The organism is Arenibacter algicola, from assembly GCF_018860365.1.
Taxonomy (GTDB): domain Bacteria; phylum Bacteroidota; class Bacteroidia; order Flavobacteriales; family Flavobacteriaceae; genus Arenibacter; species Arenibacter algicola_B.
In genome coordinates, this window is the sequence record NZ_JAHKPO010000003.1 from 506,096 (window position 1) to 527,933 (window position 21,838).

The 21,838-nt window shown below is 39.8% G+C and carries 18 protein-coding genes; 9 read left to right on the forward strand and 9 right to left on the reverse strand.

The genetic code is table 11. The annotated features are described in order from the left end of the window. Together KO529_RS04135 and folP are read right to left on the reverse strand one after the other, a co-directional pair. Complete coding sequence (locus KO529_RS04135; RefSeq protein WP_215946641.1) at positions 1 to 786, reverse strand: diadenylate cyclase; 786 nt, start codon at positions 784 to 786, stop codon at positions 1 to 3. 110 nt (positions 787 to 896) lie between these two features. Further along, entirely contained in the window at positions 897 to 1,736 is an 840-nt protein-coding gene (gene folP, locus KO529_RS04140) for a dihydropteroate synthase (protein WP_215946642.1), read from the reverse strand. 108 nt (positions 1,737 to 1,844) lie between these two features. On the opposite strand from folP, the gene KO529_RS04145 reads away from it, so the two are divergent. The 5 genes from KO529_RS04145 (at position 1,845) to KO529_RS04165 (ending at position 5,683) form a co-directional block, all read left to right on the forward strand. Then, positions 1,845 to 2,393 carry a DUF1599 domain-containing protein gene (locus tag KO529_RS04145; RefSeq protein ID WP_215946643.1) on the forward strand — a complete coding sequence of 183 codons (549 nt, stop codon included), beginning with the start codon at positions 1,845 to 1,847 and terminating at the stop codon, positions 2,391 to 2,393. An 81-nt stretch (positions 2,394 to 2,474) separates the two neighbouring features. Continuing rightward, the gene (locus KO529_RS04150) at positions 2,475 to 3,572 is read left to right on the forward strand and encodes a BT_3928 family protein (RefSeq protein ID WP_215946644.1); all 1,098 of its coding nucleotides are present in this window, start codon (positions 2,475 to 2,477) and stop codon (positions 3,570 to 3,572) included. A gap of 77 nt (positions 3,573 to 3,649) precedes the next feature. After that, the gene (gene tpiA / locus KO529_RS04155; RefSeq protein ID WP_215946645.1) at positions 3,650 to 4,402 is read left to right on the forward strand and encodes a triose-phosphate isomerase; all 753 of its coding nucleotides are present in this window, start codon (positions 3,650 to 3,652) and stop codon (positions 4,400 to 4,402) included. A 147-nt stretch (positions 4,403 to 4,549) separates the two neighbouring features. After that, complete coding sequence (prmA, locus tag KO529_RS04160; protein WP_215946646.1) at positions 4,550 to 5,386, forward strand: 50S ribosomal protein L11 methyltransferase; 837 nt, start codon at positions 4,550 to 4,552, stop codon at positions 5,384 to 5,386. 21 nt (positions 5,387 to 5,407) lie between these two features. Continuing rightward, the gene (locus KO529_RS04165; protein ID WP_072862636.1) at positions 5,408 to 5,683 is read left to right on the forward strand and encodes an ATP-dependent Clp protease adaptor ClpS; all 276 of its coding nucleotides are present in this window, start codon (positions 5,408 to 5,410) and stop codon (positions 5,681 to 5,683) included. Between the two features lie 168 nt (positions 5,684 to 5,851). Here KO529_RS04165 and KO529_RS04170 read toward each other — a convergent pair whose 3' ends face one another. From KO529_RS04170 to KO529_RS04200, 7 genes are all read right to left on the reverse strand, one after another. After that, positions 5,852 to 6,265, reverse strand: coding sequence for a DUF6691 family protein (locus KO529_RS04170; protein ID WP_215946647.1), 414 nt, complete (start codon positions 6,263 to 6,265; stop codon positions 5,852 to 5,854). A gap of 132 nt (positions 6,266 to 6,397) precedes the next feature. Then, positions 6,398 to 6,961, reverse strand: coding sequence for a YeeE/YedE family protein (locus tag KO529_RS04175; RefSeq protein WP_215946648.1), 564 nt, complete (start codon positions 6,959 to 6,961; stop codon positions 6,398 to 6,400). Positions 6,962 to 7,055: 94 nt separating this feature from the next. Beyond that, complete coding sequence (locus tag KO529_RS04180) at positions 7,056 to 9,113, reverse strand: chitobiase/beta-hexosaminidase C-terminal domain-containing protein (RefSeq protein ID WP_215946649.1); 2,058 nt, start codon at positions 9,111 to 9,113, stop codon at positions 7,056 to 7,058. 16 nt (positions 9,114 to 9,129) lie between these two features. Beyond that, positions 9,130 to 10,623 carry a DUF1501 domain-containing protein gene (locus KO529_RS04185; protein ID WP_215946650.1) on the reverse strand — a complete coding sequence of 498 codons (1,494 nt, stop codon included), beginning with the start codon at positions 10,621 to 10,623 and terminating at the stop codon, positions 9,130 to 9,132. A 2-nt stretch (positions 10,624 to 10,625) separates the two neighbouring features. Next, positions 10,626 to 12,998 carry a PSD1 and planctomycete cytochrome C domain-containing protein gene (locus KO529_RS04190; protein WP_215946651.1) on the reverse strand — a complete coding sequence of 791 codons (2,373 nt, stop codon included), beginning with the start codon at positions 12,996 to 12,998 and terminating at the stop codon, positions 10,626 to 10,628. Positions 12,999 to 13,127: 129 nt separating this feature from the next. Next, positions 13,128 to 13,844, reverse strand: coding sequence for a LytR/AlgR family response regulator transcription factor (locus tag KO529_RS04195; protein ID WP_215946652.1), 717 nt, complete (start codon positions 13,842 to 13,844; stop codon positions 13,128 to 13,130). Further along, entirely contained in the window at positions 13,844 to 14,926 is a 1,083-nt protein-coding gene (locus tag KO529_RS04200) for a sensor histidine kinase (protein ID WP_215946653.1), read from the reverse strand. Before KO529_RS04200 ends, KO529_RS04195 begins: the two co-directional genes overlap by 1 nt. A gap of 317 nt (positions 14,927 to 15,243) precedes the next feature. On the opposite strand from KO529_RS04200, the gene KO529_RS04205 reads away from it, so the two are divergent. From KO529_RS04205 to KO529_RS04220, 4 genes are all read left to right on the forward strand, one after another. Continuing rightward, the gene (locus KO529_RS04205; RefSeq protein WP_215946654.1) at positions 15,244 to 17,121 is read left to right on the forward strand and encodes a sodium:solute symporter family protein; all 1,878 of its coding nucleotides are present in this window, start codon (positions 15,244 to 15,246) and stop codon (positions 17,119 to 17,121) included. Positions 17,122 to 17,209: 88 nt separating this feature from the next. After that, positions 17,210 to 18,175, forward strand: a complete 966-nt coding sequence (locus KO529_RS04210) for a glycoside hydrolase family 130 protein (RefSeq protein WP_215946655.1) — start codon at positions 17,210 to 17,212, stop codon at positions 18,173 to 18,175. 56 nt (positions 18,176 to 18,231) lie between these two features. Then, positions 18,232 to 19,299 carry a carbohydrate-binding family 9-like protein gene (locus KO529_RS04215; RefSeq protein WP_215946656.1) on the forward strand — a complete coding sequence of 356 codons (1,068 nt, stop codon included), beginning with the start codon at positions 18,232 to 18,234 and terminating at the stop codon, positions 19,297 to 19,299. Positions 19,300 to 19,358: 59 nt separating this feature from the next. Next, positions 19,359 to 21,686 (forward strand): family 20 glycosylhydrolase, encoded by a 2,328-nt coding sequence (locus KO529_RS04220; RefSeq protein ID WP_215946657.1) that lies wholly within the window; start codon positions 19,359 to 19,361, stop codon positions 21,684 to 21,686. Positions 21,687 to 21,838 lie beyond the last annotated feature (152 nt).

Consider the following 21,838-nt stretch of genomic DNA (forward strand, 5'->3'; position numbering starts at 1 on the left):
TTACATTAGATCGGACTTGATTATACTGGCCAGTTCGGTCAAATCCTTAAACAATACAAACTCCCCATTTTTTATATAGGAGATCAGACCCGTTTCTTCGCTGACAATAAGCGCTAAGGAATCGGTTTTTTCGGTGATGCCAACAGCAGCCCTATGCCTTAGTCCAAATCGCAATGGTATGGAGCGTTCATTGGAAACAGGGAGAATTACGCGGGTAGCCACTATAAAATTATCCTCAATAACCGCCGCTCCATCATGTAAGGGGCTGTTCTTATAAAAAATACTTTCCAGAATAGGCTGGGTTATTTCGATATACATTTTATCTCCGGTCGACTTAACAAAGTCCAAGGAATTATTTCTGGCAATTATAATCAGTGCACCAGTTTTAGTGCTCCCCATTTTTTCACAGGCAGCTATAATAGCGTCTACATTGGTTCCTATGGTAAGTCCGTCTTCCTTAAGGAATTTAAAGTGTTTTAAAAAGTTGCGCTTTGAGGCTAAATTGGTAGAGCCTACCATTAACAGAAATTTTCTGATTTCCTGTTGGAAAACAATGATAAGGGCAATTAGTCCCACTTGCATAAAACCACCTACCATGCTACTGATCATTTTCATCTCCAAAACTTCAGTTAACTTCCAAAAAGCCCAAACAATAACAATTCCTATAAATATATTAATGGCTACGGTACCACGGACTAATTGGTAGACATAATACATTAGTACAGCCACCAAAAAGATGTCTATAATATCTGTAACACTAAAATCTAAGAAGTTTAAAAAATCCAATCCTGTGGTTTTTGTAAAAATAGGAAATAAGCTATAACCTCAAATTAAATTCTAAGAAATGTTTTGACCCTTTTTTGAACAATTTTTCAATGGCTAGGAATAAAAATTGGTCACAAATGATTCTCGGAGCCATTAATGGCATTAAATAGATGAATGCATTCCATGGCCTCCTTAACATCATGTACCCTTAATATTTGTGAACCTTTGGTAAGCGCGTACATATGGAGGGCCGTACTGCCGTTTAAGGCATTGTTAGGAGTGGTTTCGAGTAGCTTATAAATCATGGATTTCCTGCTAATACCCGTTAAAACAGGCAGATCCATAGCGTGCAGCAAATTAAATTTTTTGAGAATTTCATAGTTCTGTTCCAAGGTTTTTGCAAATCCAAAACCAGGATCAATAATAATATCGTTAATGCCGGCAGCACGCGCCATGGCTACTTTTTCGGAAAAATAATAGAGTATTTCTCCCAGGAGGTTTTTATAGTTGGTCATGCCCTGCATAGTGCTGGGAGTGCCTTTCATGTGCATCATAATATAGGGCGCTCTGTGCTTCCCGACTATTTCCAACATTTTTGGATCCAAATTGCCGGCAGAAATGTCGTTGATTATTGCAGCTCCAAGGGCCAGACATTCATCGGCAACCCTACTTCTAAAGGTGTCTATGGAGATAAGGATGTCCGGAAAGGTCTTTAGCAATAGTTTTACGATAGGGATAATTCGAGCCAATTCCTCACTTTCATCTACGTGATCGGCACCCGGTCTGGAACTATAGGCTCCAATATCTATAAAACTTGCCCCATTGGCCAACATATTTTCCACCTGCGCAATAATCTCGGTCTCGTCTTTGTATTTGCCACCATCATAGAAGGAGTCGGGAGTAATATTAATTATTCCCATTACTCTGGGAGTACTTAGGTCCACTAATTTTCCTTTGCAGTTAATGGTCATGTTTTTTATTGGATAAAGGGGAGTAAAACTTTTGGTAGTTAAGTTTAAATCTCGATTTTTGAATAGTTTAAAATTTTAAGCGAAATTTACACAAATTAGAAAGATTAAATGCATAATACTTCCGAGCAATACAATGCCGTTATTAAAATTTGTAGGGACCTTTTCCTGAAAAAGATGCAAGATTACGGCAGTGCATGGCGAATTTTAAGGCTTCCATCCCTTACAGATCAAATATATATTAAGGCACAGCGTATTAGAAGTTTGCAAGAAAATGAAGTGCGCAAGGTGGATGAGGATGAGGTTTCCGAGTTTATCGGAATTATTAATTATTCCATTATGGCCTTGATTCAAATTGAAAAAGGAATAGTTGATCAACCAGATCTTTCTGCAGAGGAGGCTGTGGCCTTGTTTGATAAGCACATTTCCATCACCAAGACCTTAATGGAAAATAAGAACCACGATTATGGTGAAGCCTGGAGGGAGATGAGGGTGAGTTCCCTGACAGATCTAATTTTGCAGAAGTTGTTACGTGTTAAGCAAATAGAGGATAATAAAGGAAAAACGTTGGTGAGTGAAGGGATAGATGCCAACTATCAGGATATGATCAACTATGCCGTATTTGCAATGATACATCTTGGAGAAAAAACAACATCCTAAATTCCATATTTAACCCTGGCTAAAAAAGGCTGATAATTAATAATATCTAGTAATTTATAAAAATCGGAATCGTATTAGAATATGAAGTATATAGTGACTTTAAGCCGTTTAATTGTCGGCGTTTTATTTATTATCAGTGGATTTATTAAATTGAATGATCCCGTTGGGTTTTCCTTTAAATTGGAGGAATATTTTAGTCCAGGCGTACTGGATTTGGAATTTTTGATGCCCTATGCATTGGGGATCTCTATTTTTGTGGTAATCCTTGAGGTATTGTTGGGTATTATGTTATTAATAGGATTCAGAGTTAGAATTACGGTTTGGAGCCTACTTTTGATGATCATTTTCTTTACTTTTCTTACCTTTTATTCCGCTTATTTTAATAAGGTTACCGATTGTGGCTGTTTTGGGGATGCCATAAAATTAACCCCTTGGGAATCCTTTACCAAGGATGTGGTTTTGTTGATACTTATTGTTGTACTCTTTTTTGGGGTAAAATATATTGGATCGCCTTTTGGTGATGGTTCCAAAAGACTTATCGTAGGGCTTAGTTTGTTAGTTAGTGCTATCTTTGCCTATTATGTGCTTAACCATTTGCCGGCTTTGGATTTTAGGCCTTATAAAATAGGGGCCAATATTGAAGAAGGCATGAGCGTTCCAGAGAACGCACCGGTGGCCATTTTTGATTACAGTTGGAAGTTTAATGTAGATGGTGAAGAAAAGGTAGTGGTTACCAATGGCGATTATCCGGCTGTAGATGGCGAGTTTATTGATGTAGAAACCAAGGAAATTCAAAAAGGATACGAACCTCCGATCCATGATTTCACTATTGAACAGGATGGTGAGGATATGGCCGCCTCCTTGCTGCAGGAACCAAAATTGGTCATGGTGATAGCCTATGATCTGGCAAAGAGTAATTACCGTGCTTTTACTGAGATAAAGGAGGTGACGGATAAGGCTATAAAGAACGGATATAAGGTTATTGGAATGTCCGCTTCAGGTAAGGATTATACCCAAAAAATGAAAAAGGAATATCAATTGGGATTTGATTTTTATTTCACGGATGAAACCACTTTGAAAACCATTGTAAGATCCAATCCCGGAGTGTTGGTATTGGAGAAGGGGACCATTATGCAGAAAGTCCATTTCAACGACTTGGAAGATTTAAAGTTTGAATAATTTTGAGGCAATGCCTCTATAACCAAGGATATATTAGCCTTACTGATAATAAGGGAACAACATAAATTAGAATCAAAATGAGAAGTAAAATAGTAGCAGGAAATTGGAAAATGAACAAGAATTTAGCGGAAACAGAAGTTTTGTTGGCAGAACTTTCCGCTAAACTTCCAGATACCAAGGCAGAGGTAATGGTGGCACCTACGTTTGTGAATTTGAGCGCTGCGGTGGATAAATTAAAATCATCTACTATTGAGGTAATTGCCCAGAACATGCATTTTGCAGAAAATGGTGCCTACACTGGCGAAATATCGGCCAATATGCTTTTAGGAATAGGGGTAGATACTGTAATTATAGGTCATTCGGAAAGAAGGGCTTATTTTGGGGAGACCGATGAAATTTTAGCCAAGAAAGTCGTAGCCGCATTAGCGAAAAACATGAGGGTAATGTTTTGCTTTGGCGAGGAATTAGAGGATCGTAAGTCTGGTAACCACTTTAAAATTGTGGAAAGCCAATTAAAAAATGCTTTATTTTCCTTGGATGCCTCGGCCTGGAGTAAAATCGTCCTGGCCTATGAGCCGGTATGGGCCATTGGTACAGGAGAAACAGCTTCGCCAGAACAGGCGCAGGAAATGCACGCTTTTATAAGAAAGACTATTACCAATGCCTATGATGCGGCCATAGCAAACAATGTTTCCATACTTTATGGAGGTAGTGTAAAACCGAATAATGCGGTCGAAATTTTTTCTAAACCGGATGTTGATGGTGGTTTAATAGGTGGAGCTGCATTGGTAGCGGATGACTTTATTGCTATAATTGAAGCAATAGCATAAGCAGCTAACTATAAATATTTGGATTCAAACCCAGTGATATTTACTTATTTAAGAGGTTTGGGTGCAACAAAATAATTTAAAGACCCGTTGAAGTTTCAACGGGTTCTTTTACTATAAAATGGTGTTTAATTAAGGTGTTTTAGTAAAATGTCGAATTCAATATATCTAGAGTATAATTTTAAGGTGGCCCCTGTTCAACCGGCTTCCGATATTCTCATTGCGGAATTGGGGGAAGTGCAATTCGAAAGTTTTGTGGAAACGGAAGATGGGGTTCAAGCTTATATTAAAAAAGAAGATTGGTATCCTAATATTCTGGATGACCTACAGATTCTTTCCAATCCTTTGTTTAGCATTGATTATGATTATTCGGAGATAGAACAGGAGAATTGGAACGCTACCTGGGAAAGTAATTTTAACCCTATTCAAGTAGGTGACCAATGCGTGGTTAGAGCTCCTTTTCATGATAAGCCCAAAGTGGATTATGATATTATTATTGAACCAAAGATGAGTTTTGGGACAGGGCATCATGAAACAACCCATATGATGTTACAGCATATACTGGACCATGACTTTAATGGTAAATCTGTCTTGGATATGGGGAGTGGAACAGGTGTTTTGGCTATTTTGGCGGCAATGAAGGGAGCTAAAGATATAGATGCCATAGATATAGATAACTGGTGCTACTTAAATGCCAAGGAAAATGTTGAGCGCAACAATTGTAGCCATATTAATGTTTACGAAGGAACTGCCGATTTACTGGTGGACCAGAAATACGACATTATCATAGCCAATATTAATAGAAACATTTTGTTGGAGGACATTCCGTCCTATGTGAAATGCCTGAACAAGGGTGGTATGTTATTTTTAAGTGGCTTTTATAAGGAGGATATACCGCAGATTTCGGAAAGATGTGCGGAAGTAGGGTTAAAATTTGAAAAAAATCTGGAAAAGAATAATTGGGTTGCCGTAAAATATGTATTTTAGAAGGTATTAAAATTGAATTCTATGAGTACAAAGGAAAAAGTCTCGGAAGAATTACTTTTGGATGAGGAGACTGTAAAGCAAAATGAGATTGTTTTGTTCAATGATGAGGTTAATACTTTTGATCACGTTATTGAAACTTTAATAATGGCCTGCGACCACACTCCGGAACAGGCGGAGCAATGTTCCCTAATTGTACATTACAATGGAAAATGTACGGTTAAGACAGGGGAATATAACGATTTAAAGCCTAGGTGCAGTAAGCTTTTGAATGCTGGACTAAGTGCTGAAATTGTTTAAGTAAACAATAGCTATAAAAACCTTTTTTTCTTTATTTCATTAAGCCAACCCGCTTCCTAATGACAGGAGGAGTTTTGGGCATATCCGTATACCTATAATTAATTTGAAAAATTAGGTTTATGGTTATCGGTAACACAATCCCCACTTTGTTGGTCTATGTGTGTGATTTTAATGGGGCAATTTCTTCTGAAGTAGGCCGTAGGTGAATGTGCCCAATAGGGCAGCTGCAATAACAATGAACATACTAAAAACACCTGTACCTACCAGAATGTACATGGGTCCAGGGCAAGCACCTGCCAAGGCCCATCCTAAGCCAAAGATGGTACCGCCAAGGATATATCTTGCCACACCTTTTTCTTTTGGAAGCAAGTCTATTTCTCGCCCTTCTATGCTCTTAACCTTGTATTTTTTAAAGATCCAAATAAAAAGAACGCCCAGAAATACTGCAGACCCAATAATTCCGTACATATGAAAGGATTGAAACTTGAACATTTCATAGATACGATACCAAGACACTGCTTCCGATTTCACTAGAACAATACCAAAGAAGATACCGACCAACAAGAATTTTAAGAATTTCATTTTGTTTCTGTTATGTGCTTTTGCTGAAAACAATTTCTCCAGCCTTAAGTTTATTATTAATTGATATTACAATAATTGATGAATCCAATATTTAGCTCCACGTATATACGGTATGCTTCTTGAAATTCATTTTTAAGATCCAAAAATTAAGGGTAGAATAAAGAAGGTCATTATAAGTCCGCCAACAAAGAAACCTATTACCGCTATGAGCGAGGGTAGCTGAAGGTTGCTTAGGCCTGTAATAGCATGGCCCGAAGTACATCCTCCGGCATACCTGGTTCCAAAGCCTACTAAAAATCCCGCAATGACCAAGACTGAAATCCCTTTTAGGCTCAACACATTTTCCCAACTATAAATCTCGGGGGGTAGGAGGGTTTCCCCTGCCTCATTAAACCCTAAGGCATTTAGATCCGAAATGGTTTCCGCGCTTAAGGCAATTGCCGAACCATCGGATAAATATTGTGTTGCTATGAATCCACCAAGGATGGCTCCAAGAACAACGGTGAGATTCCAGCGCTGTGCCTTCCAATCCAGTCTGAAATAGTCCGAAAATTTCCCTGCACCGCCAATGCTGCAAAGTGTCTGTAAATTGGAGGACATGCCGAAAGTTTTTCCGAAAAACACCAAAATTAGCATTACGAGGGCAATCAAAGGCCCGGACACATACCATGGCCAGGGTTGAAGTATATAATCCATATTATTTATTAAGATGCAAAGATAAAGTTATCTAAAATTCTCTATGTAACAATTGTTACACAAGAGATTTTAGAGGTTGCACTATCCAATATTTTTAATTAAGGACTATCTCGTCTACGAACAACCAACTTTTCCCCCCAGGGTTAGCATGCCAGGACGGGTTCTTAAGTTGACTTATTACTTCTACTTTTACATAAGTAGATTTGGTTGGAGGTATGTTTAGGTCGAAAAATTGAAATTTGGTATCCGAGTTGGGTTTTTCCGTCGGAACTTTCTCCGTGTGGACAAGCTTAAAATTATTGCCATCCTGTGATACCCACACTTTGAAACCTGTTGGATAAAAAATCCATTTTTCAGGTGAAGAAAATGCCCCTACCGATACCGTAGATATCAATTCTTCTTTTTGGAGTTTTAGAGTGGCTGCAAAATTACTGCCTTCATAACCTATCCAATTGCCGTCAACAAAATTGATGGTTCCTCTTTTAAGATCTATCAAGGTGTTTCCTCCATTTCCTTTGTATTTTTCGTTGGGTTTATTGTTTAGGGTAATGGAATTGGGTAGAATATTCGATTTTTTAAAACTGACGGTTTTAACAGGGCTTAATTCCCAACCCGATTTATGACTAACAGCTTTGAGCTGGGTAGAGGTGGTCAGTAAAATGGGTTCATTGTATTTCGTGGATGTGGTGTCCGGTTCTGAACCGTCCAAGGTATAGTAGAGGTCCACTCCCTTGAAAAAATAATCTAGGGTCACCTCAATCGAATCCTTGAAGAAATCGGTATCTGCAATAATGGATGGTGGTTCCAAGCTGGATGGGGTAAAGAGATCTTCGTTGATGCTTACCACTGTAACCCCCTTATACTTATTGCTAAAGTGATCCAGAGCTTCTTTGGTGATTTTGGAATTCCATGGATATAAAGTTTTTAAACCATTTAGAGCGGTTAACTTTTCCAGACCCTGATCCGTAATATCGGTACCATAAATATTTAGGGACTCCAAGTGTTTTAAATCTCCTATGGACGCCATGGACTTATCCGTGATCTTTGTATTTTGTAATTGTAATTTGGTAAGATTCTTGAAGGAAGTTAAATACGAAGAAATAGTATCATTAAAATTAGAGTTGCCCAAATTGAGTTCAACAATGTTTTCGGCATGCTTTTTTAGTGCTTTCAGATCATTTTTTTCCAAACTCTGATTGCCCGACAAGTTTACTATTAAAAGGGGATTTTTTTCCGCCAATTTTGTGATAATAGGTCCGTTGATGTTTATGGAGGCCAACCAGTCTTCGGGAACCATTTCCACTTCTTTTGCAATAAGCGCCCTAGTGGAAGTGTCTTCTTCCAATGAATTTAAAATATCATTGATCTTTTCGGTTTTATCCAAAGTTCCGGCCACACAATCAAAACAGTTTTCATGGCCTATCCACCATTCCAACAATTGAATTTCGTGATTGGTCAGTTGCACCTTACCCTTTGGAGGCATATGGTCCTCGTCTTCCATAGGTAGTTTTATGTGGTGTATCAATCTGGGGACTTCGTCCTTTTCGGCAACCAATAAGCTGCCCGATTCTCCCCCCAAAAGCAGTTGCTCTTTGTTGGTCATAATTAAGCCTCCCTTAACCTTGTTGGGATTGTGGCAACTTACACACTTTTCATCCAGAATTGGCATTATGATGTCATTGAATACCAAGGCATTGTCAACGTCTGTAATAACTACCTTTTTCGCTTTTTCATTTTTATACAGATAGTCCTCCCCATGGGTCATGCTCCCACCATAATGTCCTGTTAGGCCTAAAAGGGCCATAACGCTTATAAAAAGGGGTAGGTATATGTTTTTGGACCAGGCCTTTGGATATTTTTTAATAAAATATAGAAGGGTAGTGCCTATGGCCAATCCAACGGCCATCCAGCGATGCCTAAACAACAAGGTCTCATCATAACCCCCCTCTTCGCCCAATAACCAACCACTGGCCACTGATAGCACTGTGCTTGCTGCAGCAATGGCAAGAGTAAATTTAATAATATCGTTTTCCGTTCCGGAATTTTTCTTTCTAAAGTATAGTTCCATTAGAAAGGCCAATACAAGAATACCAATGGGCAAGTGTACCAATAGGGGATGTAGGCGACCAAGGCTTATAATCTGTAGTATCATTCTTTGGTGTATAGGTTTAGGTTAGGATATCCTTTACAATATGGCCTTCCACATCTGTTAATCTAAACCTTCTTCCCTGGTATTTATAAGTTAATTTCTCATGGTCTATTCCTAATAAATGCAACATTGTTGCTTGGAAATCGTGTACATGCACCGGGTCCTTTACAATGTTGTATCCAAAATCATCCGTTTCTCCATAGACGATACCGGGTTTTATACCTCCTCCGGCCATCCAAATGGTAAAAGATCTTGGATGATGGTCCCTACCATAATTGGTATCCGTTAAAAGACCTTGTGAATAATTGGTTCTTCCAAACTCTCCTCCCCAAATCACCAAGGTATCCTCCAATAATCCACGTTGTTTTAGATCGGCCACAAGAGCGGCAGAAGCTTGGTCTACGTCTTTTGCCTGTTTGGCAATGGCCCCAGGTAGATTGTCGTGTTGATCCCAACCCATATGGTACAATTGGATAAAACGTACGTCTTGTTCCGCCAATCTTCTTGCCAAAAGGCAATTTGCTGCATAGGTTCCCGGAATTTTAGCTTCGGGCCCGTACATTTCATAGATATAATCGGGTTCATTGGCAGTGTCCATAACATTTGGGACGGAGGTTTGCATCCTGTATGCCATTTCATATTGGGCAATTCTACTTTTTATTTCAGGATCACCGGAATCTTGATAGTGCTTGTCGTTCAAAGCCGCTAAATTGTCCAACATTTCGCGTTTAACCTCTTTGGTAATGCCCTTGGGATCGTTCAGATATAGAACGGGATCCTTGGCTGCCCTAAATTGAACACCTTGATGAAGCGAGTGTAAAAAACCATTGCCCCATAACCTAGTGTATAAGGGTTGTCCGTTGGGTCTACCCGTGCCTCGTGACAACAGGACCGTGAATGCCGGGAGATTTTCATTTTCGCTGCCCAAACCATAACTTAACCATGATCCGATACTGGGCCTTCCGGGTTGTTGGGATCCTGTCTGGAAGAACGTAACCGCAGGATCATGATTTATGGCTTCCGTGTACATGGATTTTATAATGCATAGCTCGTCTACCATTTTAGCGGTATAGGGAAGAATATCACTTATGTAGGTGCCGTTCTTGCCATGCTGGCTAAAATTGTGCAGGGAACCGACCAAGGGAAATTTATCCTGTCCGGCAGTCATCCCCGTAAGCCGTTGTCCATTTCTGATAGATTCTGGCAGATCTTCCCCGCGTCTTTTATTCAAAAGTGGTTTATAGTCAAAAAGTTCCAATTGGGAAGGTCCCCCACTTTGAAACAGATAGATTACCCTTTTAATTTTGGCCGGGTGATGGAGTGAATTTAAAATTCCCTTAACCCCTTCCAGGCCATCATCCTTGGTAAGTATGCCATTTTTATCTTTTCTAAATAGGTTTGCACCTAAAAGGGATGCTAGTGCTACCCCGCCTACGCCTAAGGCCGTTTTGCCTAAAAATGACCTTCGGTTTAAAATCAAGGATCGTTCTTCTATAATTTTTTTTTCGCTCATGATCAACCCCTGGTTATAGTTTCGTCTAAATTTAAAATAGTATGTGCCGTTAATGCCAAGGCGGCCAATTGGTTTTTTGAATAGGAACTATCTATTTCAAAATCTCCAATGGACAGATAGTCCTGCGGGTCTATACCTTCTTCATCCACTTTTTGGAGCATGCTATTGTAATAATTGTTCAACATGGACAATTCTTCCTCATCCGGAGTTCTGGACGTTGCCAGTTTAAATATATATTTTATTTGTTCGCTGATTTCTTTATTGCGATCAATGGCGTTTTTGGCAATGAGCCTCGATGCCTCAATGATTTGGGGATCGTTTAACAATACCAATGCCTGTAAGGGGGTATTGGTTTCTTGCCGTTTTACAGTACAAAGATCTCTGGATGCCGCATCAAAAGTCATCATGCTTGGTGGAGGAACGGTTCTTTTCCAGAAGGTGTACAAACTTTTTCTATATAGGTCTTTTCCCGTGCTGGTAATGTAGGTGGCCGTACTTCCTCCTCCGCCTCCAGTGGTGGCCTCCCAAATACCGGCGGGTTGATAAGGTTTAACACTTGGGCCGCCCACCTCTTTGTTGAGCAATCCACTGATCTTGAGGGCTTGGTCCCTAATTAATTCGGCTGTTAGCCTTAATCTTGGGGCACGTGCCAATAGTCGGTTTTCAGGGTCTAATTCCTGTAATTCCTTGGATACCTTGGTGCTTTGTTGGTACGTGGCCGAAAGGGCCATATATTTTAATATTTTTCTTGAATCCCAACCTTCTTCCTTTAATTTTATGGCAAGGAAGTCTAGCAACTCTGGGTGTGTAGGCAATGAGCCTTGATTGCCAAAATCGAAGGAAGATGCCACCAAACCTGTGCCAAACATGCGTTGCCAATACCTGTTTACGGTAACCCTGGCAGTCAATGGATTGTCTTCATGGAAAAGCCATTTTGCCAATCCCAATCGGTTTTTGGGATATTCCTCAGGGAAAGGGAGTATGGATTCGGGTGTATTGGGGTATACCTGTGTAGTGGGTTGGTCGTAAACGCCCCTGTTCAAGATATAGGATGGTCTAATTTCCTCCATTTCGTTCATGACCATTACAGGAACTTCTTTCATGGTGGATTTTTGGAGTTGAACAAAGCTCAATATGCCATTTTTCTCCTTTTCGGTAATGGTCATATATGGTTTTGGAATTTTTCCAGCCCCACCTGGTGTCAGTCCTAATTCGTCAATATTATTGAAGAAACTGAACAATTCAAAATGGTTTTTTTGACTTATTGGGTCATACTTGTGATCGTGGCATCTTGCACATTCAAAAGTTAAACCCAGAAAAGCAGTTCCAAAGGTCACCGCCCTGTCCTCTACATACTCAATACGATATTCTTCGGGTATAACCCCGCCCTCAAAGGTAATCTTGTGGTTCCTGTTGAAACCTGTGGCAAGAATCTGTTCCGCGTTGGCATTGGGCAGAAGATCTCCCGCTAATTGATAGGTGACAAACTGGTCATAGGGCATGTTCTGCTTAAAGGCGTGAATTACCCAGTCGCGCCAAGGCCACATGATTCGTTCAAAATCGTCTTGGTATCCATGGGTGTCCGCATATCGCGCAATATCCATCCATTCAGCGGACATGTGCTCTGCGTAGTCCATAGTATTTAACAGGGAATCTATAATTTCTTCAAAGGCAGTGGGGGAGTCGTTGTTGACGAAGTTGTTTATTTGTTCCACGCTTGGTGGTAGCCCGGTTAGGTCGAAGAACACCCTTCTTAACAATTTTTCTTTTGAAGCTTTTTCACTGGGTTGCAGGCCTTTTTGTTCCAGTTGTGCTAAAACAAATTGGTCAATTTCATTTTGGGCCCAGGTAGTATTGGTCGTTTTTGGTACAATTGGCTTTTCAGGAGCAATAAATGCCCAATGTTCCTTGTATTCGGCTCCTTGATCTATCCATTTTTTTAAAACTTCCTTTTCGTACTGGGTAAGGGTAAGGTTGGATTCTGGAGGCGGCATCATTAAGGATTCGTCCGCGGTGTATATGCGATTGACCAATTCACTTTTTTCAACATCACCGGGAACAATGGCATAATGGTCCTTCTTTTTACCCAAGGCCATATAGGCATCTTCGGCCGTGTTCAAGGATAGTCCGCCCTCTATGGCGTTTTTATCGGGACCATGGCATTTGAAACACCGGTCCGATAGGATTGGTTTTACATGAAAAGTAAAGTCTATTTTATCGGGAACTCTTCCGTTAATATCGTTGCTAACAGTCGTTTCGGAGGTTTGTACTCCAGTGTTGCAGCCAAAGGCGACCAAAACAGGAATGGACACCAAAAGTGAATATAATCCGGTTAGGGATCGGGTAAGGAATTTTTTTGTAGGTTGGACCAACATTTGATTTTGGATAAAATAACACCTTCTAAGTTAACGAGTTTACAATAATTTAACGGTAAATTTCGACAAATGACAATCCAAGACAGCTAAATGCGGCGAAAAAAAAGAATAAAGTGTAATTAGGAAGGTTTATTCCAAATCACCATCTAGAATTTTACTTTTTACTTCGTTGAGGTAACTACGCCCAATAGTATATCTAATGCCCTGCACTTCCACGCTGTTGCCTTCAATAGCATCTATCTTGTTGATGGCTATGGTATAAGACCTATGTATTCTTATAAATTTGTCTGCAGGTAGTTCCTCCGTAAAACTACTCAAGGTTTTATGAATGATATGTTTGTTGGCTTTGGTCTTTATCCTGATGTAATCCTTTAGACTTTCAATGACAATAATGTCGTCCAAATAAATTTTTTGCAATTTTTTCTTATCGACCTTTACAAAAATACTTGGATTATCATTGGTCGTATGCACTTCGTTCTTGGGAACTCCTTCCTTTAAATTAATAATTCTATTAACCGTCTTTAAAAATCTGTGGAAAGGTATGGGTTTCACCAAGTAGTCTATGGCCTCCAACTCAAAACTTTTAAGGGCATAATCTTCATGGGCCGTTGTCATAACTACCATAGCTTTTGAATTTACACTTCCCAGGAGATCAAGGCCGTTCATAATGGGCATATTGATATCCAGGAATACAATGTCTACTTCATTTCTCTGTAAAAAAGTGGAAGCGTCAATAGCGTTGGTGAAGGTTTGAACCAGATCCAGTTCCTTAATCTGTTCCACATAGTTCTTTAATATGTTGATTGCCAGTGGTTCATCGTCGATAATTATTACCTTAAAACTCATTACACCTTTAATTTAAGAATAACGTTAAACATTTTGTCCTTTTCAAAGATAGATAGATTGTAATCTTTGGGTTCGTAGCCCAGTTCCAATCGTTTTTTTACATTGGTAAGTCCAATTCCACCAACTTCTGGGTTTATTGTGTTGCGCGACTTATTTTGTGGAATATTGTTGCTGATTTCAAAATTCAGGATGTCGTCCACAACTTCCAAATTTATTTTGATGTACATTTTGCCAATATTTTTACTGGCGCCATGTTTAAAACTGTTTTCTATAAAGGGCATCAATAGCATGGGGGCAATTCCCTTTCCTTCAATATCGCCCGAAATATTCATATCAATTTGTAAAGAATTGTCAAATCGGATACGTTCCAAATCGATATAGTTTTGGATACATTCAATTTCTTTGGTCAAATCCTGATAGGGTTTGTCCGTAGCATATAGCAAATAACGCATTAATTCTGATAACCTTAGAACTACCTGAGGGGCCTTGTCCGATTTTTCTAAAGTTAGGGAATATATGTTATTTAACGTGTTAAAGAAGAAATGTGGCGAAACCTGTGATCTTAGGAATTTTAATTCCGTGGTCAACTGTCTTTTTTCCAGTTCGTGGAGTTTGCTGTTTTCATTTAACCAGTCTACCGTAATTTTTATGGCCGTCACAAACGACATTACATAAAGTTCTCCCAGCATGGTAACTATGGCGTAATTCAGTGTAAGGCTTTCAACATCCCCGGCTTCGGGCATTACGTTGTTGCTTACTAAATAATAAGTAAGGTTGAATTTTACCAATAGTCCTATGAACAAAGAGGCCAGGAGTAAAAAAGTATAAGTAATATATCGTTTCGTGTAAACGAATTTGGGCATCAAAAAATAAATATTGAAGTATGCCAAGGCCATATGTATGGGGAAACCCAATAAGTTGGTTTTTATGGAATAGGCAAAATCCTGGTGTAGATTTCCCCAGCGGAAAATATTGAACAGGATATACACGGCCCAAAAAATGATATGGTGCCTGTAATTGATATTAAAATCACCGGAACTATTTCTACTAAATAATTTAGGATTCAGTTTTTTGATTGGCATTAGCATTGATCACGGTCTTAAATTCTAAAAATTGGCGTTTGGCTTTACGGGTTGGTTGTTGGTCTAATTTTATTCTTCTTCCTGAAAAAAAATCAAATATTTAGTTCAGGTAAGTGGAATGCCCTTGTTGGTTTTTATTTACTTTTTGAATTATCGCCAATATAGTTTTGAAAATTTGGGGAATTTATAAAAAAAATAAGAGTTCTTGTCTTTAGGCGCGAAAAAACATAAGGCTGCGATATTTTTTTTAAACCTTTATAAATAAAAAATCACTGGTTGATGAGCTTTTTTGCTTTGACCCTAAAAAAATAAATTGAATGAATGCAATCGATGTGGCAATTATTGTTGCCTATATAGTGTTGACCCTCTTTGTTGGTATTTGGGTTTCAAAAAAAGCATCCCAAGGCCTTAAGTCGTATTTTTTAGGAGGGAATAACATAAAATGGTATTATCTGGGGCTAAGTAATGGATCTGGCATGTTCGATGTTTCCGGTACCGCGTGGATGGTAGGAATTCTATTTTTGTACGGGGTAAAGAGTTTTATGTTCATGTGGCTATGGCCAATTTGGAACCAAATCTTTGTTATGATGTTCTTGGCGGTTTGGATTCGGCGGTCCAATATTATGACCGGATCGGAATGGATACTTACCCGCTTTGGGGACGATAGGGCAGGGAGGGCTTCCCATAGTATAGTGGCCGTATTTGCTATTGTTGCCGCCGTAGGATTTATTGCTTATTTTTTTGAAGGCGTTGGTAAATTTTTGACCATTATCCTACCATGGGATATGGCTTTGCATATAGGGGAGATGGTTTTGTTGAACTCTGAACAGTCCTATGCCATGATCATCATATTTTTGACCACGATCTATACCGTGAAGGGAGGAATGTTCTCGGTGGTAGCTACGGAAGTACTCCAATATATCATTATGGTTATTGCTGGGATACTTGTTGCGGGCTATGCCTTTTTTGCTTTCTCCGATGTAGAGATCAACTCGGTAATAAGTGCCGAATGGAAAAACGTATTCTTTGGTTGGGAATTGGGAACCCATTGGGATAAGGAATTTCAGGCTTTTAATGATTTGATCGATTCTGAGGGATATAAGATGTTCGGGGCCTTGATAGGAATGACACTTTTTAAAGGTTTCTTTGCTAGTATAGCGGGACCTACGCCTAGTTACGACCTTCAAAGAATCTTGTCTACCCGTACCGTGAAAGATGCCGCTTACATGAGTGGTTTTACAAATTTGGTGCTGTTTATTCCCAGGTATTTGTTAATAACCGGGATTGTAGTAATTGCCCTGGTTGTACTAACCCCGGAAATGATTGCCAATCCTGGACTTACCGGTGCGGAGTTGGAGGTATTGCTGCCCAAAGTAATCAACTTTCATGTGCCGGTGGGAATAAAAGGCTTGCTGTTGGCCGGTTTGCTTGCAGCTTTTATGTCTACTTTCTCGGCTTTTGTAAATGCCGGTCCCGCTTATTTGGTCAATGATATTTACAAAAAATACTTTAGGCCGGAAGCGTCGCACAAGCATTATATTAAAGTGAGTCATATAGCCTCCTTTTTGGTGGTGATTTTAGGTGTTGTTATGGGATTTTTTGCAGATTCCATCAATTCCCTGACCCTTTGGATAACAAGTGCGTTGTTCGGGGGGTATGTTGCAGCTAATTTTTTAAAATGGATCTGGTGGCGATTTAACGGTTGGGGCTATTTTTGGGGTATGTTGTCCGGTTTGATTATTGCTTCATTACAATTTGTGCTAGATAACAATAAAGGCAATTTTACAGAGGGTAGCTTGTTGTACGAGCTTTCCCATGTCCATGCCATTTATCTATTCCCTATAATTTTTGGGGTCTCTATGTTGGGTTCGTTTTTGGGGACCTATTTTAGCCCTGCGACCGACAAGGAAGTGTTAAAATCCTTCTACAAGAATGTGAAACCTTGGGGTTGGTGGAATCCGATATATAAAGAATTGAAAGCGGAAGATCCTACATTTGAAAAGAACAATGAATTTTGGTGGGATATGATGAACTGTGCCATTGGCATCATATGGCAGTCCAGTATGATTGTGCTCCCCATATATTTTATGATCAGGGATTATCCTAAAGCTATTGTTGCATTAGTGATATTTGGTGCCACTTCGGCAATTTTAAAGTTTACTTGGTTGGATAAGGTTCGAAAAATACCAAATTAGAAAAAATTGACAAGTTCCTAGAACTAAGTTTTAGATAGATTACATTAGAGAGAAATAAGTTTAGTTATAATATTTAAATCAAAATAAAGTGAGTAACATTCCATGGCAAGAAAGGCCTGCCAATAGTGCAGATGTAGTTTGGCGATATACGGAGAATCCTGTGGTAAAGAGGGATGCAATCCCTTCTTCCAATAGTATTTTTAATAGTGCGGTAGTTCCATTTCAAGATGGGTTTGCTGGCGTATTCCGTTGTGATAATAAGGCGGTACAGATGAATATTTTTGCCGGTTTTAGCAAGAATGGTATAGATTGGGATATCAACCATGAGCCCATTCAGTTTCAGGCAGGCAATACCAATATGATAGAATCCGACTATAAATACGATCCTAGGGTGGTCTTTATTGAGGATAGGTATTGGATCACCTGGTGTAACGGATACAACGGTCCAACCATTGGTATCGGGTATACCTTCGATTTCAAGGAATTTTTTCAATGCGAAAATGCCTTTTTACCCTTTAATAGGAACGGCGTATTATTTCCAGAGAAGATAGATGGTAAATATGCTATGTTGAGTCGCCCGAGTGATAATGGCCATACCCCTTTTGGCGACATATACATTAGTTATAGTCCAGATATGAAATATTGGGGAGAGCACCGCTGTGTAATGAAGGTGACCCCTTTTGTAGATAGCGCATGGCAGTGCACCAAGATAGGGGCAGGACCAATTCCTATACTGACCGATGAGGGTTGGCTCACATTTTATCATGGTGTAATAAATACCTGTAACGGATTTAGATATTCCATGGGTGCGGCTATTTTGGATAAGGAACGACCAGATCAGGTATTGTATAGAACCAAGCCTTACTTGTTATCTCCACAGACAAATTATGAATGTGTGGGCGATGTCCCAAATGTAGTGTTTCCATGTGCGGCATTGCATTCAATCGAAGAGGATAGGGTAGCCATTTATTATGGGGCTGCGGATACGGTTACCGGCTTGGCATTTGGACGCATATCTGAAATTGTAAAATTCACAAAGGAGAATAGTTTGTAATCCGTGTTTTTCCACACGGCTTTTGCTCGTTAAATAGAAATAATAAAAATCAAAATATGAAGACCACTTTTTCCATCCAAACCAGAACCTGGTCCTTGGCGCTATTGTTTTTGTGCGCTGGCTTTACCGCAGTAAAAGGCCAAGAGCTTGTACCAAGAAACTATATTGCATATAAGGCCAGTGAAGCACTGACTATAGATGGGAAAGGGGATGACGCTTCTTGGCAAAAAGCAACCTGGTCCCAAGATTATATTGATATCGAAGGAAAACTGATACCAGATTATAGGACTAGGATGAAAATGTTATGGGATAATGATTACCTATATGTTATGGCGGAAATGGAGGAGCCACATGTGTGGGCTACTTTAAAACAAAGGGATACCGTTATTTTTTACAACAATGATTTTGAGATTTTTATAGACCCGGACGGCGATACCCATAATTATTACGAATACGAGATGAATGCCCATAATACACTGTGGGACTTATTTTTGACCAAGCCATATAGGAACCACGGCAAAGTAATAGATAGTTGGGATATTCAAGGGGTGAAATCGGCAGTTAGTATCGACGGTACCTTAAATGATTCCTCGGACACGGACAAAGGATGGACCGTGGAAATAGCCATTCCATGGAAAGTGATCACCGAAGCAAGCAGCGGAGGCCAAGTGCCTGAGAACGATTTTTGGAGGATCAACTTCTCCAGGGTCAACTGGAAATTTGATCTAACGGACGGGAGGTATTCCAGAAAAAAGGACGATAATGGAAAGTTTATGCCCGAATATAATTGGGTTTGGTCACCTCAAGGAGTTATAAATATGCATGAACCGGAGCATTGGGGCTATGTATACTTTTCTTCAGAAGAGGCTGGTGGAAAGGCCAATTTCTCCATTCCTCAGGACGATTATATAAAATGGCATTTGTATTCGCTTTACAGAGGAGTTTTACAAGGGAAAAAGGGTGCTGAAAAGCAAGTTGCAACACCTAAGAATATTTTGGGCAAGTCTATAAAACCCAGTTTGGATAAGCACCAGTTTGGATATAATCTTTGGGTTAAAAGTCCATTTACAGGAAAAATATTGACGATCAAGGAAGATGGGGAATTTCGAAGTATTGATGAATAAAAATGATGTGATTACACAAACTATAGGGCTGGTCAATGGAAATGAACAAAGGGAGTAAAATGAAAAAGACAATAATTCAAAGCTTTTTAGTGATTCTGCTAGTTATCCTGGTGGGGTGTGGAGAGGAAAGCAAAACTATTTTTATTGAAAATGATATAAATATTGTTCCCAAACCTTTGGAAATGAAATTTAACCAAGGGGCATTTCGCTTTAACGAGGACACCAAATTGGTGGCACCTAAGGGTCAAGGGGAGGTTTTGGACGTATTGAAGGATAAGTTTACCGCAGCGGCCGGATGGAACTTAGAAGTGGTAGATACCGCGCCAAGCAGCAATTTTGTCCTATTATCCACAGATTCGTCCTTGTCAGAGGAGGGCTACAACCTAAAGGTGACGGATAATCAGGTGATTATTAAAGCCAATGGTCTTAATGGGTTTTTGTATGGTTTGGAAACGATAAGACAATTACTTCCGGTCGCCATAGAAAGTAAAAGCGCGGTTAACAATATTAATTGGGATATTCCCAATGTGGAAATAAAGGATAGCCCTCGATTTAAATGGCGAGGTTTTATGTTGGATGTTTCCAGACACTTTTTTGATAAGGATTATGTTCTGGCTACTATAGACCAATTGGCCTTGTTAAAAATGAATACCCTGCACTTGCATTTAGTAGATGATCAAGGCTGGCGAATAGAAATAAAAAAATATCCAAAATTAACAGAAGTAGGTGGCTTTAGGGTAGACCAAGAAGACAAGCCGTGGAATGCCAGGCCTGTAGCTGAATTGGGAACAGCCACTACCTATGGTGGATTTTATACCCAAGAGGATATTAAGGAAATTGTAGCTTATGCCAGTAGTAGGGGAGTTACTGTGGTTCCGGAAATAGAAATGCCGGCACACGTAATGAGTGCCATTGCTGCGTACCCTGAATTGTCCTGTTTTCAAAAACCTATAATGGCCCCTTCCGGAGGAGTATGGCCTATAACTGATATTTACTGTGCTGGAAAGGATACCACCTTTGAATTTTTGGAAAATGTATTATTGGAAGTGATGGAATTGTTTCCCTCACAATATATTCATGTGGGTGGGGATGAGGCCACCAAGACCAACTGGAAGATATGTCCTGATTGCAAGAAAAGAGTGGCAAATGAAGGCTTGGCCAATGTTGAGGAACTTCAGAGCTACTTTATTCAACGAATGGAGCGTTTTCTAAGTTCCAAGGGAAGAATTTTATTGGGTTGGGATGAAATATTGGAAGGCGGTTTGGCTCCCGGAGCAACTGTTATGAGTTGGCGAGGCGTAAAAGGTGGTCTGGAAGCTTCTGAGGCCGGACACGATGTGGTAATGACGCCGAATTCACATTGTTATTTTGATTATTACCAAGGGGACCAAGATGCTGAGCCGTTGGCTTGGGGTGGTAATTTACCGCTAAGTAAGGTCTATCAATTTGACCCTGTGGTTGAAGGGATGAGTGAGGAGCAGGCCAAGCATGTCTTAGGAGGTCAGGCTAATTTATGGACGGAATATGTACCGACCAATGACCAAGCGGAGTATATGACCTATCCGCGTTTGGCCGCCTTGGCAGAAGCTGTTTGGAGTAGTAAGGATAATAGAAATTGGGACGATTTTTCAAATAGGGTAAGCAGTCTTTTTCAAAGATATGGTGCTATGGGGGTCAATTATGCCAAAAGTGCCTATCAGGTAACAACTGAAACTACTGTTAATCCTGAAAATGCAGTAATTTCAATCGCCCTTAAGTCGGAATTCCCCAATGCGGATATTCGCTATACCCTAGATGGTAGCGGTATCACTTTGGCTTCTGAAAAGTACACCAATCCTATAGGCATCCAAAAGACTACTACCATTAAGGCACAAGTTTATAAAGATGAACAACCTGAGGGTGCCTTATTTGAAAAAACAATCACCTACCATAAGGCTGTGGGGAAACCTGTAAACTATATAAATAAATATCACGACAGCTATCAGGGAGCCAAAGAATTGGGAATGGTAAATGTAGTTCGCGGTTCCAAAAATTTTCACGACGGACAATGGCAAGGATGGTTGGGGGATGATATGGAATTGGTAATTGATATGGAATCTCCTACGGAATTGGAAAAGATTTCCGTTGGAGCCATGGAAAATCAAGGTTCTGGGATCTACTTTCCAATTCAAGTGGAGGTTTTCCTTTCGGATGACGGCAAAGCCTTCAAAAGGGCAGGAATCATAAAACGGGATTATGCGGCAAACAATGGTTCGGAATTAAAGGATTTTGTAATCGAAATAGAGAAACAGACCGCTAGATATATTAAGGTAAAGGCAACAAATTTAGGTTCTCCGCCAACGGGAGGTGGCTCCTGGATGTTTATTGATGAGGTGGTTGTGGAATAATTTGGGCGTTTTGAAAACACACGCTTAGCCTTCCGCTGAAAACACACCCCTAACCCTCGCCAAAAGGCGGGGCAGGCTCCTCTCAAGATGGGTATTTTGAAATTATAAATTGAATCCTGTGGTAGGAGAAAACTCTCCTCTATGGAGTGGGG